The sequence below is a fragment of the Chitinophaga varians genome, from assembly GCF_014529945.1.
Taxonomy (GTDB): Bacteria; Bacteroidota; Bacteroidia; order Chitinophagales; family Chitinophagaceae; genus Chitinophaga; species Chitinophaga varians.
In genome coordinates, this window is the sequence record NZ_JACVFB010000002.1 from 1,525,472 (window position 1) to 1,540,208 (window position 14,737).

At 47.6% G+C, this 14,737-nt stretch carries 18 protein-coding genes and 1 tRNA gene; 11 read left to right on the top strand and 8 right to left on the bottom strand.

What is annotated here, in order from left to right:
* Nucleotides 1-3: 3 nt before the first annotated feature.
* The 3 genes from ICL55_RS14115 to ICL55_RS14125 all read right to left on the bottom strand — a co-directional run bounded on the left by ICL55_RS14115 (nucleotide 4) and on the right by ICL55_RS14125 (nucleotide 1,783).
* The gene (locus ICL55_RS14115; protein WP_188098131.1) at nucleotides 4-591 is read right to left on the bottom strand and encodes a Crp/Fnr family transcriptional regulator; all 588 of its coding nucleotides are present in this window, start codon (nucleotides 589-591) and stop codon (nucleotides 4-6) included.
* Nucleotides 592-614: 23 nt separating this feature from the next.
* Nucleotides 615-1,283 carry an SMI1/KNR4 family protein gene (locus ICL55_RS14120; RefSeq protein ID WP_188098134.1) on the bottom strand — a complete coding sequence of 223 codons (669 nt, stop codon included), beginning with the start codon at nucleotides 1,281-1,283 and terminating at the stop codon, nucleotides 615-617.
* An 80-nt stretch (nucleotides 1,284-1,363) separates the two neighbouring features.
* On the bottom strand, nucleotides 1,364-1,783 hold the full coding sequence (locus tag ICL55_RS14125; RefSeq protein ID WP_188098137.1) for a DoxX family protein: 420 nt from the start codon (nucleotides 1,781-1,783) through the stop codon (nucleotides 1,364-1,366).
* 112 nt (nucleotides 1,784-1,895) lie between these two features.
* Between ICL55_RS14125 and ICL55_RS14130 the strand changes: the two genes are divergently transcribed.
* From ICL55_RS14130 to ICL55_RS14150, 5 genes are all read left to right on the top strand, one after another.
* On the top strand, nucleotides 1,896-2,279 hold the full coding sequence (locus tag ICL55_RS14130) for a winged helix-turn-helix transcriptional regulator (RefSeq protein ID WP_188098139.1): 384 nt from the start codon (nucleotides 1,896-1,898) through the stop codon (nucleotides 2,277-2,279).
* A gap of 64 nt (nucleotides 2,280-2,343) precedes the next feature.
* The gene (locus ICL55_RS14135) at nucleotides 2,344-2,982 is read left to right on the top strand and encodes a hypothetical protein (RefSeq protein ID WP_188098142.1); all 639 of its coding nucleotides are present in this window, start codon (nucleotides 2,344-2,346) and stop codon (nucleotides 2,980-2,982) included.
* Between the two features lie 42 nt (nucleotides 2,983-3,024).
* Entirely contained in the window at nucleotides 3,025-3,552 is a 528-nt protein-coding gene (locus tag ICL55_RS14140) for a hypothetical protein (protein ID WP_188098144.1), read from the top strand.
* 114 nt (nucleotides 3,553-3,666) lie between these two features.
* Nucleotides 3,667-4,425, top strand: coding sequence for a hypothetical protein (locus ICL55_RS14145; protein ID WP_188098146.1), 759 nt, complete (start codon nucleotides 3,667-3,669; stop codon nucleotides 4,423-4,425).
* On the top strand, nucleotides 4,422-5,279 hold the full coding sequence (locus ICL55_RS14150) for a nucleotidyltransferase domain-containing protein (protein WP_188098149.1): 858 nt from the start codon (nucleotides 4,422-4,424) through the stop codon (nucleotides 5,277-5,279). The genes ICL55_RS14145 and ICL55_RS14150 overlap by 4 nt, the downstream gene beginning before the upstream one ends.
* Nucleotides 5,280-5,317: 38 nt before the next feature.
* On the opposite strand, the gene ICL55_RS14155 is transcribed toward ICL55_RS14150, so the two are convergent.
* Both ICL55_RS14155 and ICL55_RS14160 read right to left on the bottom strand, forming a co-directional pair.
* Complete coding sequence (locus ICL55_RS14155) at nucleotides 5,318-6,139, bottom strand: SDR family NAD(P)-dependent oxidoreductase (RefSeq protein WP_188098151.1); 822 nt, start codon at nucleotides 6,137-6,139, stop codon at nucleotides 5,318-5,320.
* Between the two features lie 36 nt (nucleotides 6,140-6,175).
* A complete protein-coding gene (locus tag ICL55_RS14160) occupies nucleotides 6,176-6,667 on the bottom strand; it encodes a GNAT family N-acetyltransferase (RefSeq protein WP_188098154.1) in 492 nt (163 codons plus the stop codon).
* Nucleotides 6,668-6,812: 145 nt separating this feature from the next.
* On the opposite strand from ICL55_RS14160, the gene ICL55_RS14165 reads away from it, so the two are divergent.
* Nucleotides 6,813-7,223: a TolB family protein gene (locus tag ICL55_RS14165; protein WP_188098157.1), complete on the top strand. Its 411-nt coding sequence runs from the start codon at nucleotides 6,813-6,815 to the stop codon at nucleotides 7,221-7,223.
* Nucleotides 7,224-7,786: 563 nt separating this feature from the next.
* Here the strand turns inward: ICL55_RS14165 and ICL55_RS14170 are convergent.
* From ICL55_RS14170 to ICL55_RS14180, 3 genes are all read right to left on the bottom strand, one after another.
* A complete protein-coding gene (locus tag ICL55_RS14170; RefSeq protein WP_188098161.1) occupies nucleotides 7,787-8,116 on the bottom strand; it encodes a hypothetical protein in 330 nt (109 codons plus the stop codon).
* 3 nt (nucleotides 8,117-8,119) lie between these two features.
* Entirely contained in the window at nucleotides 8,120-8,500 is a 381-nt protein-coding gene (locus ICL55_RS14175; RefSeq protein ID WP_188098163.1) for a DUF4267 domain-containing protein, read from the bottom strand.
* A 64-nt stretch (nucleotides 8,501-8,564) separates the two neighbouring features.
* Nucleotides 8,565-9,152 (bottom strand): Crp/Fnr family transcriptional regulator, encoded by a 588-nt coding sequence (locus tag ICL55_RS14180; protein WP_188098165.1) that lies wholly within the window; start codon nucleotides 9,150-9,152, stop codon nucleotides 8,565-8,567.
* Nucleotides 9,153-9,261: 109 nt separating this feature from the next.
* Between ICL55_RS14180 and ICL55_RS14185 the strand changes: the two genes are divergently transcribed.
* The 5 genes from ICL55_RS14185 to ICL55_RS14205 all read left to right on the top strand — a co-directional run bounded on the left by ICL55_RS14185 (nucleotide 9,262) and on the right by ICL55_RS14205 (nucleotide 14,724).
* Nucleotides 9,262-10,089: a helix-turn-helix domain-containing protein gene (locus ICL55_RS14185; RefSeq protein ID WP_223151427.1), complete on the top strand. Its 828-nt coding sequence runs from the start codon at nucleotides 9,262-9,264 to the stop codon at nucleotides 10,087-10,089.
* Between the two features lie 69 nt (nucleotides 10,090-10,158).
* Nucleotides 10,159-10,656, top strand: coding sequence for an anthrone oxygenase family protein (locus ICL55_RS14190; RefSeq protein WP_188098166.1), 498 nt, complete (start codon nucleotides 10,159-10,161; stop codon nucleotides 10,654-10,656).
* A gap of 85 nt (nucleotides 10,657-10,741) precedes the next feature.
* Nucleotides 10,742-10,816: transfer RNA gene (locus ICL55_RS14195), tRNA-Pro, on the top strand.
* Between the two features lie 379 nt (nucleotides 10,817-11,195).
* On the top strand, nucleotides 11,196-13,163 hold the full coding sequence (locus ICL55_RS14200; RefSeq protein ID WP_188098168.1) for a hypothetical protein: 1,968 nt from the start codon (nucleotides 11,196-11,198) through the stop codon (nucleotides 13,161-13,163).
* Between the two features lie 97 nt (nucleotides 13,164-13,260).
* Complete coding sequence (locus tag ICL55_RS14205; RefSeq protein WP_188098170.1) at nucleotides 13,261-14,724, top strand: cytochrome c family protein; 1,464 nt, start codon at nucleotides 13,261-13,263, stop codon at nucleotides 14,722-14,724.
* Nucleotides 14,725-14,737 lie beyond the last annotated feature (13 nt).

The following is a 14,737-nucleotide window of genomic DNA, read 5'->3' on the forward strand; positions in this document are numbered from 1 at the left end:
ATTTTATGAAGGACGCTTGGATTTAAGCATGCGGCTGAAAAATGCCGGTGTTACACCAATAAAGGATGCGATCTGTTGCTGGCTGAAGGAACCTGCAATCCGGTGATAGCGCCGGAGGAACTGCTCATATCGCTCAGCTGCCGGAAGGCTCAGGATATCTGTTATCCGTTGCTGACTAACGGCAAAGGCCCGTTCGGTAAGTATCCGGAAATATTGTTCAAACGGAGGTATCCGGGCGAATAGCATGTTCCGTTTTTCTTTTGTCAGCAGCAGCGCTGTGGTGGGCTCCACGGCTTCGATGAAAAGCTCCGATGGCGTGTCAAAAACAAGGCTCTGATAATCAGCTACCCACCAATCAGCGATCGCAATGGTGAGGATATGTTCATTTCCTTTCCGGTCCAGCAGATAACTTTTTACACATCCGCTGGTGATAAAGGCCAACTGATGGCAGATGTTACCTTCCCGCAACAGGTATTCTTTTTTCTGGTACCGTCGTTCCTGTAACAGCGAACAAAAGAAAACCTTGTCCGCTTCGGAAAGAGGAATATGTTTCTCTACATTCTGCAGGATGGGTTCGTAGTTGCTTGTCATACTGAAGCAAAAGTACACATTGGTCAGCAATCATTTTGCTCAAGCATCTCCATTAGGTTGTGCCAGTATTCAATGCCTGTTTTGCCGGCGCCTTCCGGGTCAATCCCGAAAAAGTCCTGCAGTATATTAAAAGGTTTGCGAACTGTTAATTCCTGCATGTAATGTGTCAGGCACTCCATCATTTTAGGAAAGGAGGAGAATATTACTTCGCTCAGGCCGGCTTCATCCCCACCAAAGTCGTGGTCATAAACTCTGACAGGAAATTCGTTTTGTAGGGCTGAGGTCCGTCCGTCGAATACCCATGGGCCTGTATCATTCCCATCTTCGGCGAATGGATACAGCTGTTGTGAGATTAACGCCTGTGCCAGGCTCCAGTCTAGCTGGTTCTTGATTTCCCCGAGTGGCTCCTGCGGATTTGAATAAGGTAATCTGACTATCGCGCAGTCTCCATCCAGAAAGAAATAAGCCTGATGCCATGTGATAAAGCTTTCAGGGAATCTTACATTAAACTGATGTTCAAGCTGGTTGTATTGTGATCTTTTCAGTGTTCCCGGGATGGTTTTCCATCTTATCACGCCGTCTTTATCCGGGGGAAAGGTTAGCATTTCAGCCGGTAATGTCGACCTATAGACGGTTGTGAAGGAAAATGCTTTTTCGTATGCGGAAAAAAACTGCTCGGAGATCATCTTCATAAAACAAGTGTCGTTTTATCTCTAAAGTTAGTTTTTTCAGCAAACATTAAATCGCCACACCTCTTCCGCTACAATCCCACCTACGCCTGCCGGCCCTGTGCCTTCGGCAAAACAGGATACAGCCTCGTCCTGCCCCACACTACTACACCGGCGAGTAACGTCACCACCATATTGAACCCCGTCACGGAAGCTTCTCCCCGTGAAATATGAAACAGCGTGGCCAGGACCATTAGCACAATGATGCCGATGGCGGCCCATACGGTTAGCATCGGTTTGATCCGCAGCAAAGCGGGTAACAGTAGTCCCAGGCCTCCTGCCAGATCCACTATGCCCAGCAAACGCACATATACGGCAGGCACCTGTCCTGTCCATGGATACATAGCCGCTAATTTATCGATGGGATATCCCAGTTTCATCACGCCGGACATAACAAACAGCGCGGTTAAAAGTAATTGCACCAACCACAACAGGATGTTAACTATCGACTTTCGTTGTTGCATAGATTTTTGATTTTTGATGCGATAAAATTAGGCTAGCTTTACTATAAAAAGGTAAGTCCTATACTTTTGTATAGCCCTATACTAAAGTATAGTAGACGTTAACAGACCGCATATGAAAAAGCCGTATGATAGCTGGGTAGACTTCCGCCTGTCGCCGCAGGACTGCCCTAAAGAGTATATGCTCGCTTTAAATGATGCCCTGAATGTACTGACCGGCAAATGGAAGCTGCATGTAATAGGCGCGCTGAGGACCGGCAAAAAACGCTTTAGCGAAATAGAACGCTTCATCCCGGAAATAAATCCGCGGATGTTGTCAAAAGAGCTGAAGGAACTGGAAGTAAATGGAATCATCTCCCGGACGGTGCACGATGCCCTGCCCGTCACTGTTGAATATGAGCTGACAAAATCAGGACAGGACATCAAACCTGTATTTGATGCGATGATCACATGGGGACTGGGACATCGGCAAAGTGCCATCAGGAATGGTGGAAAATAATAACGGTAACAACAATAGTTTTTTCTGTTATTTTTAGGTCGACCTATACCTAATACACAGACAGATGATACCAGCGAACACCCGCACCATTACGCCCTATCACGGCGACTGGCAACAGATAGATGGAACAGCACTGACAACCACTCCGAAAATCAATAACAGCTATGGTATTACAGCGGTTAGCAAGTCTGGATTGAAGGAACAGGCCTCCCTTTGGCTGGTGTATCTGGAAGAGAATAATTGGATACGCGATTACGATACAGGAAAGGAGATAGAAGGGATAAGACTTTGTTACGGCACTGTTACTGCAATAACTTATTCAACCGATTCCGGAAGAAAACGACGGAAGGTAACTTTTTTAGTTGCTCACGTGATAAGGCTGGTGGATGTCCCGTCCATCTTACCGGTGCAGCCATTCCCATTCAGGCTGGCTAATAAGATCGACAATCATCTGACAGGGATGACTTATTTTGGCGGCGGTGGTCACGTCAAACGAAGTGGAAACTATTACTTTCTTACATCGGAAATACATGGGATCGATGAACAGGTTGTGGCACTGAAATATAATAATGAAGTTCGCATATTATTATCGATTCAATGCAATGAATGGAATAGGAAAATCATTTGGCGTAAGATAGGAAACTATATTCCTGAAGAAGAGTTTAGAAAATTTTTAGAACAAGATAAGAATAATATGTTGTAACATTTAACGGCGTGATACCGTTCTACGGGTAAATTCACACGCATGAAAAACAACATTTACACCCTTATTCTGTTACTCACCTGCGTCTTGTTTGTAGCCTGTAAAAAAGATAAGATCGAACACCAGGGAGATTTTAAGCGCAGCTATAACACATGGCTTGATTTTAAAGGCGCTACCGGCGATTCTTACCGTTATAAGATAGAGAGTGGTTCCTGGACCGGTTTCGCCAACGAAATGATCGTTACCGTTAAAGCAGGAAAAGTAATACACCGCTCTTTCGTGGCGCGACACTTTGGAGATCGTAGCACGCAACCGCCGCAAATCATTATAGATAAAACATGGGAAGAAGATGAAACGACGCTCAATACCCACACCGAGGTGCCTAAATCCATGACGCTGGATGAAGTGTATGAAATGGCACGACAGGAATGGTTGAAGAAAAGAGAGGGTGCTACTACATACTTTGAAGCCAACAACAACGGTATGATTTCCAATTGTGGATATGTGCCGGATGGTTGTCAGGATGATTGTTTCACGGGCATTTCAATAACGCTCATTGAAAGAATCTGATAACCTACCTCCGAATATTTTCGGGGGCTTACAGATATTTTTTGATTTGTTCTGCATAAATGTCTCAGGATTGTAGCCGGCTTTCGTACCTTCCGTCCTTTAAACGGCCATCCCATGAGTAACTTTTCAGATATCGGTTTTGATATAAATACGGAAGAAGAATTTCAGGACTTACTGGAGAAAACATATCACGAAAGCACTATCATCAAAGTGAATGATGGGGCTTACGCGGTATACGCAGATGAGTCCGGGGCGGAGCTTTGGATACAGCTCAATGATCAACAGGAATGTATCGGTGCTAACCCGCATTATAAAGGTAAAAGCCGGCGAAAAGTTTGCCTGACTGCTGTGGTAAGTCGGCCGGAGAACCCGCTGGACGGTGGTTTTCATGCCTGGGCTGAACCGGCAGAAAGCCAAAATCCACAAAGCGGTCTCTATCCTTTTGTGTTTGACGTGCCTGATTTTAAAACCCTGGACAGCTTCTCTTTCCCTGCTGATGCGGAAATACAGCTGACAGCCTTTGCGCAGGATGTACAGCGTTATGACAACGAGGCGGCTTTTGAGGCTGCGCAGACAGCGGAACCTAAGTTCGCCGTGCAGTCGTTTATTCCAAGCGGACTGTTCTCTTCTGATGAAGAAGGTAAGCCCTCTGCTCCTGAAGCATTCGGCTTTTTCACCGGTGTCATTAAACAGGTGGAAGGCAGGCAGAACAAACTAACCGGACAAATATTTTATGTCCTGCTCGTAGATACGCTCGGTGGCGAAATCGATGTGGTGGCAGATGCCGGCTTCTTCGAAAAAGCGCCGGTGGTTAATGAAATCATTCAGGTGGAATGTTGGCTGTCTGGTCAGCTGATCAATCCCGCATCATGAGCATACCGGAAAATAAACAACGATTATTAGCCCGAATAGCTGACGACCTGCAAAATGTGGAAGGCGTGGCAGCGGTGGTGCTCGGTGGCTCCTATGCAGCGGGCATGGCATCAGATCTGTCTGATCTGGATATCGGTATTTATTACCATGTTGATAAACCATTTAAGATAGATGATATCAAAGTGGTAGTGGAGAAGTATGCTGTCAGTCCCGCTACGGTGACTGACTTCTATGAGTGGGGCCCCTGGGTGAATGGTGGCGCATGGATGATAACGGAAGAAGGAAAGGTGGATTTTCTCTACCGGAATATCCGGCAGGTGCAGCAGACTATTGACAAAGCGCAGCAGGGAGAATGGGAAAATCATTTTGAGCAACAGCCGCCTTATGGTTTTTCCTCTGTCATCTATCTGGCGGAAGTCAGTATCTGTCAGCCTTTGTATGATCCTATGGGTGTGCTGGCCGCGTGGAAAAAGACGGTGTCGGTTTATCCGCCGTTGTTGAAAGCAACGATCGTCCGGCAATCGTTGTGGTCGGCCGACTTCACGTGCTGGCAGGCAACAGGATTTGCGGAGAAGCAGGATGTGTATAACACGGTAGGCTGTCTGACCAGAGCGATGAAAAATATCATGGCGGCGTTGTTTGCCCTCAATGAACGTTATCCGCTGGGCGATAAACGAGTGCCGGAGCAGCTGCAGGAGGCAGCCAGCGTGCCGGCTGACCTGTGGGAAAAAGTAAATACGATATTATGCGCCTCTCCGGATACTTTGCCGGAAAACGTGGCGGCCCTGAAGGCGTTGCATCAGGAAGTGGTGCTGCTGTCGGATGGATTATATAAACCATTATATCAGTTGTAACTGACAGGAGAAGGGCAGCCCTACCGGCTGCCCTTTTTTTATGAATGAGGGAAAGGAGGTATGCGGTGGTTCGGTACCCGGTAATTCAGTGCCGCAGTGGTGCCACTGGTAACGTCTATGGTTACACCGGTGATTTTGCCTGCCATGGAAGAGGCCAGGAATACGGCGGTCTGCGCAATGTCGGCCATGAGGGGCAGTTGTTTCAGCATGGTATCGGCTTCCATTTTTCCGAGTGCGTCTTTCACGGCTTCCGGAGCGCTCTCCATCGCACTTTTGAAGACGTTGGAGTCCGGTGAGCCGCCGGAGCGGATGGTCACTGCCCTGATGCCATAGATGCCTAATTCAGCAGCGAGATTGGTGGAGAGACATTCGATAGCACGACAGGCGGCCGCAAAACCGCCGGTGAGCGGATAACCGATGCCTCCTGGTGTTGCCGTCAGAAAAAGGACCACGCCTGAGCCCTGCGCTTTCATTACCTGGCCGGCCGCTTTCGCTGTCACGAAGCGGGTTTGCAGGAAACGCGTTACAGGCGTCACATAATCCTCTACAGTAAGTTCAATGAGGGGTACATCCTGCATCACATCTACACCCACCGCATTGAAGGAGATGTCTACCGTGCCAAATTGTTGTTGCACGGTGGCCAGGTGTTGTGTAACGGCCTTTTCGTCAAAGGCGTCTACTTCAGCTACTTCCGCTTGCCCACCGGCAGCCCTGATGCTGTCGGCTGTTTGTTGAACAGAAGCCAGTCGGTGACCGGTTACAAATACGCGGGCGCCAGCCTGTGCCAGGGCTTCCGCTACGGCACGGCCGAGTGAGCCACCGGCGCCGTAAATAATGGCATTTTTGTGCTGCAGTAACATAGCGTGGGAGATTTATAAAGTGATGAATGTATTCCGTTACATCAATTTTTCAAATAACAACAACTCCTCTCCATTATACACAATTGTTTCGCTGAAGTGAAGACCCAACTTTTTCAGTAAGTGGATAGAGCGGCTGTTTCCCGGCAACGTGGTGGCCAATATATGCGTATGCGTTCTTTCGGCTTTCAGTGCCTCCAGCAAGGCAGATGCTGCTTCAAAGGCATATCCCTGACTGGCATGTTCGGGCAGAAACGCAAATCCGATATCATGGTGGGGTAAATAGGTCCGTTTAATGACCGTCACAATGCCCATAGGCTGACGGTCATGCTGCCGGTAAACTACCCTGAAATCCGTGTCAGGATTGTCAATTACCCGTTGTATATAACCGATGGCATCGTCGATATGATGCACATGCCGGTCGCCGATAAACTGTTTCCAGGCTGGGGTATTCACCAATACAAAAATAAAGGCAGCTTCATGGGTTGTGATGGGTTCTATGAATAGCCGTTCTGTTTGCAATGTCTCCATCGTGAGAATGCTGTTTCAACGAACTTACAATTTTTAAAGAAAAATTGTAAAAGGATTACATGAGAAGTTGATTTAAAATATATTATAATACAATATTTTTATTATATATATTGGCTGCTCAACCTAAAAATGCAAACGGTACATTATGAAAAAACTCATCCTTGGCTCCTTCGCCCTGTTAATGTTCTCCGCGTCTATGCTGATATTTCAGATCAGCTGTAAAAAATCTGCTGAAGCGGAAACGCCTGTGGTCCCATTCAATAACAAAGTGGCCTTCTTAAAATCCCGTCATAACCTTGGCACAGAAATCTGGATCATGAACTATGACGGAACAGGGCAGACAAAAATAAACGTTCAGCTGGCGGCTGGTCTGTCCATCAACGATGAAGTACGGATATCGCCTGATGGCAGAAAAATATTTTTCGTGGTGACTTCGGGATCTAATGAAACTTATAAAGAAGATATTTATTCCTGTGATATCGAAGGCAAGAACCTGACTAAACTGTATGACATGCCAGCGGGTAGCGGTAATACTATCCTGGGGAATGTTAACTGATCCGAATAGCCATTCTGAAATAAATGAAAAGGCCGGTGCCATCGCACCGGCCTTTTCTATGATCAGTTGGCTGCAGACGTTTCAATAATCAAATAAAAAAATACTCAAATGAGGAAGCGGGGAACATCACTACCAGCCAGCCTTGCGGCGGCTCTCTTCTAACGGTAGTGGTACCTGCTGATGTCATCTTCCAAAGATAAAAATCCGGGTGAAGGAATATTTCATCCATAAAAAAGGGCGTCTGTGAAAAGACACCCTGCTGTTTTATTAACTTCTAACATACCTGCGTTCAAATTTTTAACGCAATAGCTTTGTTCGCTTGCTGGTTTTTGTCAAGGTTGATGACCATTTAGCCTGAGCATCAACACGACGAAGATAATGGACAATCGACCAGTTATCTGCTCACTTTTATACAGCCGGTCATATTCAGGGCCGGAGAACGAGCAAAAAATGCCGCCAGAATAGTGCCATTTTATCCGCTGATTGATTGTCAGGTAGTTATGGCTAAACGAAAACGAGGGACGTTCGGTTTTGATACAACCGGTTGTCCGGTTTTATCATGGCTACACCCGGATCACAGCAATCAGTGCAGCCAGCAGCGTAAGACCTGTCAGCCAATAATAGGCCTGCCGGGTAAACGGCTTATCAGCAAAGCGGATATTCAGTACCGTGATCACCACAAAAATCAGCAGCTTGGGCACCACTTTGTAATAGTTGATGGCCGGGTATTTCAGGGCTGCCAGCGCAATGCCGGTGAGCAGGATAATGATGCCCAGGATCATACCGGTTTTATCGCGATGGGCGGTAATGTCTTTCCATAAAGTGGCCAGAATGAAGAGGTAACCGGCAAAGGCGCAGAAATGCAATAACAGCAGGATGTTGAAAAGTAGCATGGATCAGGATTTAGCAGTGGTACGGATATAATAAAAACCAAGTATCAGTAACAGTATTACCGCGATGGCATGCTGATACAAAGAGGCGGTCTCATAGTGTGGCTGGTTCATCACAATAGAGAAATCAGCGATGGGAACGATACTGCCGGCCAGCAAAAAGAAGCCGGCGGCCCGGAATTCCTTTGTCAGTAACAATAACACGATGGCCACTCCGCTAAACAGGTCACGGATACCTTTGATGTAATGGAATGCATGATCACCACCGGTGACAGTGTGAATGCCGTAGCCTGTTTCTGCTGTTTCTGGTACCAGTAGAAACAAAGCCCCGATATAGATCAGGAGCAAACCGGTGAGCATGGCGAGGCAATAAGATAACTTTTTCATATACTTTGTTTTTGAATGATGAAACAAAGCTATGACGATGTTAAAACCTGTTCGTTCACCTGGGTTAATAAATCTGCCGGGAGGCCATTCTTTTCCGGATACGGCTCAGCGATGGTGGTTTGACGCCCACAAAAGAGGATACATAATATTGTGGCACACGTTGCTGCAGCCCGGGGTAGTCCTGCTGGAATTGCAGGTACCGTTGCTCCGGCGAATCTGTATATAGCGAAGCTACTTTTTTGATGGCATACACGTACAGCTGTTCACATATCAGCCGTCCGAACCGCTCCCCCTGTTTTACGCCGGTGTACAGCAGTTGCAGATCTTCGTAGGAGATACAGAGCACTTCACTGTCTTCCATAAACTGAATATTATGGGCAGAAGGGGAATGATCAAGGAAGCTGGCGTAGTTACAGGTAAATTCATTTTCCTTGTTGAAATCGTATGTCAGTTCTTCTCCGTTGGCGTCGATGGCATAGTAGCGTACCAGTCCGCGGTTAATAAAGCCCACGGTCCTGCATACCTGGCCTTCCCGCAGAAAAAAATCCTGCCGGTTAAATTGCTTTAGCTGAAAAAGAGAGGCGACAAAAGTCTTTTCAGCTTCATCCAGCTGAATAATGTTTTCGATAGCGTGAATAACCTGTTGATGCATGCCTAAAGTTAAGAATGTTATCTTGTCTGCAAAACCCAACGGCACACTTCGGCTGCTGCTCGTAATAATTGGCCGTAAGCTATATCACTTTTTATGTAATTTTAGGGAGATGAAAACCGCAGATACCCATATCAGGTACGAACTCATTCCGGCGCCTGCCCACCTACAGGCCTATATCCGCTATTTCTGGACGCTGGAAGGCGATGATCCGCAGGCGTTGGCCAAAGCTTTTGGCTCGCTGGTGGATGGTTGCCCGGGGTTGATCTTTCAACGTCCTGACGTAGGTAACTTTATCCGGGAAAGTAAGCAGCTGCCGGAAATGTTTCTCTATGGGCAAACCACGAAGAACGTGGAAATCGCTTCACTGGGTGCTTCTAAAGCTACCGGCGTCATCTTCCAGCCCAACGGGCTGAAATCCGTTTTCGGGTTAAATGCCGGGGAATTGACCAACGACTGTGTGGATGTACAGTTGTTGCCCGGAATCAACCGGCTGCCGGAACAGCTGGCTGCTGCAGGCGGCACCGGCACACAGGTGGAACTTCTTTCTACCTGGCTGCATAAACGTATCACCGGTAACCCGGCCGCTATAGATCCACAGGTAGACTATGCGGTGGCGCAGATAGCTAACTCCAACGGCAATATTTCTCTCCGTGATTTACAGGAGAAGCTGCAGCTGACGGAACGTACTTTTGAGCGCCGGTTTAAAGAACAGGTGGGCATTACCCCCAAATTATTCTCCCGGATATGCCAGTACCAGGCATCCCTGCACCAACTGAAAAGCAACGACTACAGCAAACTGTCAGACATCGCCTTTGAAAACGACTATGCCGACCAGTCCCACTTTATCCGTTCCTTCAAAGAATTTACTGGTTGCTCTCCCTATCAGTTCCAAAAGCTGCTCGATGAAGCCGGGGAAGAAATTATGCTGATTAAATAACCGTTGTCGGTTTTGTTCAATTTTAAAAATTCTATCCGCCCTAGCTTTGGGGTATAAATAATCCATCCCATGAACGCAAAACAGATTGTATTAATACTCGCAGTAGTGACCACCGGCCTGCTGACCGGTATATTTTTCGGATTTGAAGTCGCCATCAATCCGGCATTTGCCCGCCTTGAAGATGTTCAGTATCTCTTGGCCATGCAGGCGATCAACGATGTGATCGTAAATCCGGTATTCCTTTTCGTATTCCTGGGCGCTGCCATATTCCTGCCGGTGGCCGCTTTTCAGCAACACGGCCGGAAGAAAAGCCTGTTGTGGATAGCGGCCGCATTATACATCGTGGGCGTACTGGGCATCACTTCTGTCTGCAATGTGCCGCTGAATGATACCCTCGCGAAAGTACAGGTGGCCGGCGCTTCTGCTGACCAACTGAAGCTCGCGAGAGAAAGTTTCGCCGAACCATGGAACAGGTGGCATACCATCCGTACCATTGCTGGCATTGTAGCTACAGTGATCGCCATCGTCGCCTGCCTGCAGAAAGAGACCGGCAAAAAGGGGGCTTAACCGTATTTTTTTTCGAAGAATTTGGTTTTGTGAAATTTATACCTACATTTGCATCCCGAATCGCCGGAAACGGCAGCTGTCGGAACGGGGCGTAGCGTAGCCCGGTTATCGCGCCTGCTTTGGGAGCAGGAGGTCGCAAGTTCGAATCTTGCCGCCCCGACAGAAAAAAGAAAAAGCCTTGCAACATCGTTGTGAGGCTTTTTTGTGCTTGCTATAGAATAATATACTGAAATTAATCTTCAGCAAAAAATGTTATTCGTGTTTGTTTAATCAACTGATCCCCTACTTTTGTAACTACAAATGGAACCCCTTTTCGTATTCAAACCTCAAAAATATTTAGACCTCAAATAATCGAGAACCCTTTCGCATATATACGCTGCTTCCTCACACAATTTTAAATAATCATTTAAAACTTAAACGAAATGCAAAGCGTAGAAAAAAAAGCCCCAGGAAAAAAAGCCCCCTCCACCACTGCGGGGTTTCAATTCAGGACTCCTGCAGACATTCAGGACTTTGCAGATAGCCCATCAAAGCAAAGTATGATGAATAGTCTATGGAGCAACAACCTGGATGGATTCATACAACAAGGCATGTTAAACAATGCCTGGAATACGACCAACACACCTCCTACAACAAATTATTACAATCCCATCGACAACAATCCGCCAAGTCAGCCCGCTGCTATTCAATGGCTCGCTTTTCCGGGAAGACTGGAATACAACTTCCCCAGTGCTACGCAGGACCAGTTGTATCAGATGGCAGACACCGGATCAATGCCCGGACAAATATCCAACGACCCCTGTGGTACGGGAGACAATGTTGCCTATTTCCCCTATGGCCCCAGAGGTTGGCAGGATGAATATTGTGAATGGGCCGTTACCCGGAATGCGCAGGGAAAAATTACCCGGATTGATTTCACCTGTGAAAATCCTGAATACTGGAACACCTTGTGGATGGTGGACCCTAACAAAGTGCTGGAACTGTATCAGACTATCCTGGATAAGCCTCAGATCACGCTGGAGGACCTCTCTGTGCCAGGTATCGTGAATCCCATCACCAATCAGCCGATATACAATCCGCTGAACAAATGGAACTCCGGACCGGTATCCAATGGTACTACAGGAGGCGCCATACATCTGACCAGTACGCCCAATACCATACAAACCGAAATAGGGCTGGCCACCACTTCCGGCATCCAGCGCTTCAATCCTCCTCCTCCGCCACCTACTACCAATACCATGTGGCCATCTGCGCAATTCAACAATCTCATTTGTGTAGGCCAGTTTGGTCAGCGGTACCGTAACAGTGATCCCAACATAGGCGGCACCGTCAATAACTTCGTGACACAAGGCTTTATGGTGACCCTGGCAGACCCGCCGGGACTCTATATTCAGATGCCGAATTTCTCTGCCTATAAAACACCTGACGGCACCGATCCATCCACTTTCTGGACCATTAAACGTGGCAGCAAAACACTGACCGACCAGTCTGGCAATGCCCTGCCCGGTAATTTTATTCTGCATGCCGTGTATGAAGTGCCGGCCAGCCTGGGTTATACCGTAAGCGATATTACTATTTCAAATGTGCCTATCAACTGGGGATCCCAGGTGGCATACACCTTCAAAATGCAAATTGTGGCCAGTGCTTATCAGGGCACTACGCCACAAGGCTATGAACCAGTAGGTGACACGCCTCCTGAAAGTACATATGCACAACCGCTTCAGCTCTTTTACCGGGACTATTTCGAGGCTTTGTATAAGACCAATGTCCCTAACCCGGTTAATCATCCCATTCCGTTATTAAGTAACAGTACCTATGTGCCTTCCTACATCAATGTAGGTACTACAGGCGTCAGCATGGTAGTGGTGGCAGCCACCTGCACGGCAAAAGAAAACCAGCCGTCCACCTATCCTTCGGTTACCTTCGATGATCCCAATATCACGGCGCAGGTAACCGCTGTCAAAGAGAACGTCACCTACGCGATACCAGGCAATAGCCAGCCCAGCACGAATACAGCAATCTATATCGCCGTCTCTGTTGGCGCCAATGCAGCGCCCGGGCAACATGGCGTATATGTGACCAATGCCGGCCAGCAACGTCAGGCAGCTATGCCGGCACTGTTCATGGTATCACCGGTGACTGCACAGGCTAATATCGCCTGGCAGAATACCGGCGTGATGATCACGCCAACCAATAAGGTGACCATAAAATATGCATCAGGGCTGTGGACGGCCAACCCGCAGGATAATGGAGGCCAGCTGTACAATGCCGCCGGTAACCCCACCTTCATCGCTGCCAAACAAGGCTATACGATGCCCGGACAAAATGAAGGCGCGCTCATTGGCAGAGTAGGCAGTACTGTTTTCCTGATTGGCATGGAGGCTACGCTTCCTCCCAACCTGAGCGGCCAGATACAACTATGTATCAACGACGACCTCAACGGAATATATGGCGCCGGATTAACGGATAACATCGGGTCTGTCACTGTCACTATTAATGTGAGCTGATCATCAACCTGTCAGATCGATACATTTCAGGAGGCACCTATCGGTTAATGTGTGCCTCCTGAATGATAAGCACTCCCTCATTTAAATCCTCCAAAAAATGAAAAGATCTGTTACTATCTTCCTCATCACCGGTACGATTTTATTTATCACCCAGCACATCATTACAGCTTTTAAGCCGGGAAACGCGCCACGGTCAACAAACACCTGCAACTGTAACGCTAATTCCCCGCTTTATAACATTGTCATTAAATTCAATAACCAGGTGCCTGGAGACCTTCCGGCATTTAATAATCAATCTCAGGCAGATTGTTTTGCCTGGCAGGAATTCATTTCTTTGAACTGGCCGGTCAATCCTTCCGGATATTTTGGAACGCCAGGAGATACCTCACCAGTGAGCTGGGAAACATATATGCCGATAGATGTGTTGTTCCCACCAGGCGGAGCGCCGCCTTCTTCCTGGGGTACGCTTGTTTCTCCGGCATATGCTGCCCGGTTTAAGTCACAAAGATTATTGATGAATCCAACCAAAACGAAACTGTTAACTTTCACCACCAAGTTCGCGCTCGATACCACATTTGGCCTGGACCCTGATCAGGCAGCACCTTTTGGCAAACCCAACTGGCTGGGCGCTCAGAATAATACCAATGTATGGTATGAGATCAAGCTGAATAAAGACTATTATGATTTTGTGATCAAAAACGGCTACTACAATGCCGTTACCCAACATGATTCAGCAAAAAACGGTGTCCCGCTTAATTTCCCGCAAGGAGTATATAACGGCCCCGTAGGCGCTATAGAAGTAAAAGCCGCATGGATGGAGGTGGACAGCATTCAATCACCTAAATGGCAGCGATATAAACTCTCCCAGGCAACGGTATTTGATTCCGCTTCAGGGAAATTAAGGGTAACCACCGTGGCTTTGGTCGGCTTACATATCCTGCATAAAACACAGAACCAGCCCACCTGGGTATGGGCTACTTTTGAACAGGTAGATAATGTGCCAGACGCCAATACTAAAACGACGCCGCCTTACGGATACAATTTCTATAGCGCGAACTGCACGCCCCGTCAGGTAAACCTCAGCGGAGGCGGTACCGCAACAGTGAGCTGCACTCCCAATACTTCGCCACCCTATTACTTGTCGCAGGCGGCACCAGTACCTATACAGGTTACCCGGTTGAACCCCATCGACCCTACAGATGCCGTGCCTATCAACGATAGCATGCAAAGCAACATCAGGAAATTTTATCCCCAGTCTGTTTTTCAGTATTATGAACTGGTAGACGTGATCTGGTCGCAAACACTACAGCCAGACAAGTCGACGCCTATCCAGGCGCCATTTCCGCTCAATACGTCCGCTATGCTGAGCGGCGCTCATATAGTGGCTAATACAACCCTGGAGAGCTATGTGCAAACGACCAACACCTGCTTCAGTTGCCATAAATACAGCACCATTGCGCCTTATCCGGCAGACTCGGTGAACAATAATATCTTCGGCGATTTTAGTTTCGCGATATCTGCCGCCCAATATCCGACATTAAAGTCTAAGAAGAAACGATAACCTTATACAGGTT

Coding starts and splice junctions, on each gene's coding strand:
- ICL55_RS14115 (WP_188098131.1), bottom strand. CDS start 591: ATGACAAGCAACTACGAACCCATCCTGCAGAATGTAGAGAAACATATT.
- ICL55_RS14120 (WP_188098134.1), bottom strand. CDS start 1,283: ATGAAGATGATCTCCGAGCAGTTTTTTTCCGCATACGAAAAAGCATTT.
- ICL55_RS14125 (WP_188098137.1), bottom strand. CDS start 1,783: ATGCAACAACGAAAGTCGATAGTTAACATCCTGTTGTGGTTGGTGCAA.
- ICL55_RS14130 (WP_188098139.1), top strand. CDS start 1,896: ATGAAAAAGCCGTATGATAGCTGGGTAGACTTCCGCCTGTCGCCGCAG.
- ICL55_RS14135 (WP_188098142.1), top strand. CDS start 2,344: ATGATACCAGCGAACACCCGCACCATTACGCCCTATCACGGCGACTGG.
- ICL55_RS14140 (WP_188098144.1), top strand. CDS start 3,025: ATGAAAAACAACATTTACACCCTTATTCTGTTACTCACCTGCGTCTTG.
- ICL55_RS14145 (WP_188098146.1), top strand. CDS start 3,667: ATGAGTAACTTTTCAGATATCGGTTTTGATATAAATACGGAAGAAGAA.
- ICL55_RS14150 (WP_188098149.1), top strand. CDS start 4,422: ATGAGCATACCGGAAAATAAACAACGATTATTAGCCCGAATAGCTGAC.
- ICL55_RS14155 (WP_188098151.1), bottom strand. CDS start 6,139: ATGTTACTGCAGCACAAAAATGCCATTATTTACGGCGCCGGTGGCTCA.
- ICL55_RS14160 (WP_188098154.1), bottom strand. CDS start 6,667: ATGGAGACATTGCAAACAGAACGGCTATTCATAGAACCCATCACAACC.
- ICL55_RS14165 (WP_188098157.1), top strand. CDS start 6,813: ATGAAAAAACTCATCCTTGGCTCCTTCGCCCTGTTAATGTTCTCCGCG.
- ICL55_RS14170 (WP_188098161.1), bottom strand. CDS start 8,116: ATGCTACTTTTCAACATCCTGCTGTTATTGCATTTCTGCGCCTTTGCC.
- ICL55_RS14175 (WP_188098163.1), bottom strand. CDS start 8,500: ATGAAAAAGTTATCTTATTGCCTCGCCATGCTCACCGGTTTGCTCCTG.
- ICL55_RS14180 (WP_188098165.1), bottom strand. CDS start 9,152: ATGCATCAACAGGTTATTCACGCTATCGAAAACATTATTCAGCTGGAT.
- ICL55_RS14185 (WP_223151427.1), top strand. CDS start 9,262: ATGAAAACCGCAGATACCCATATCAGGTACGAACTCATTCCGGCGCCT.
- ICL55_RS14190 (WP_188098166.1), top strand. CDS start 10,159: ATGAACGCAAAACAGATTGTATTAATACTCGCAGTAGTGACCACCGGC.
- ICL55_RS14200 (WP_188098168.1), top strand. CDS start 11,196: ATGATGAATAGTCTATGGAGCAACAACCTGGATGGATTCATACAACAA.
- ICL55_RS14205 (WP_188098170.1), top strand. CDS start 13,261: ATGAAAAGATCTGTTACTATCTTCCTCATCACCGGTACGATTTTATTT.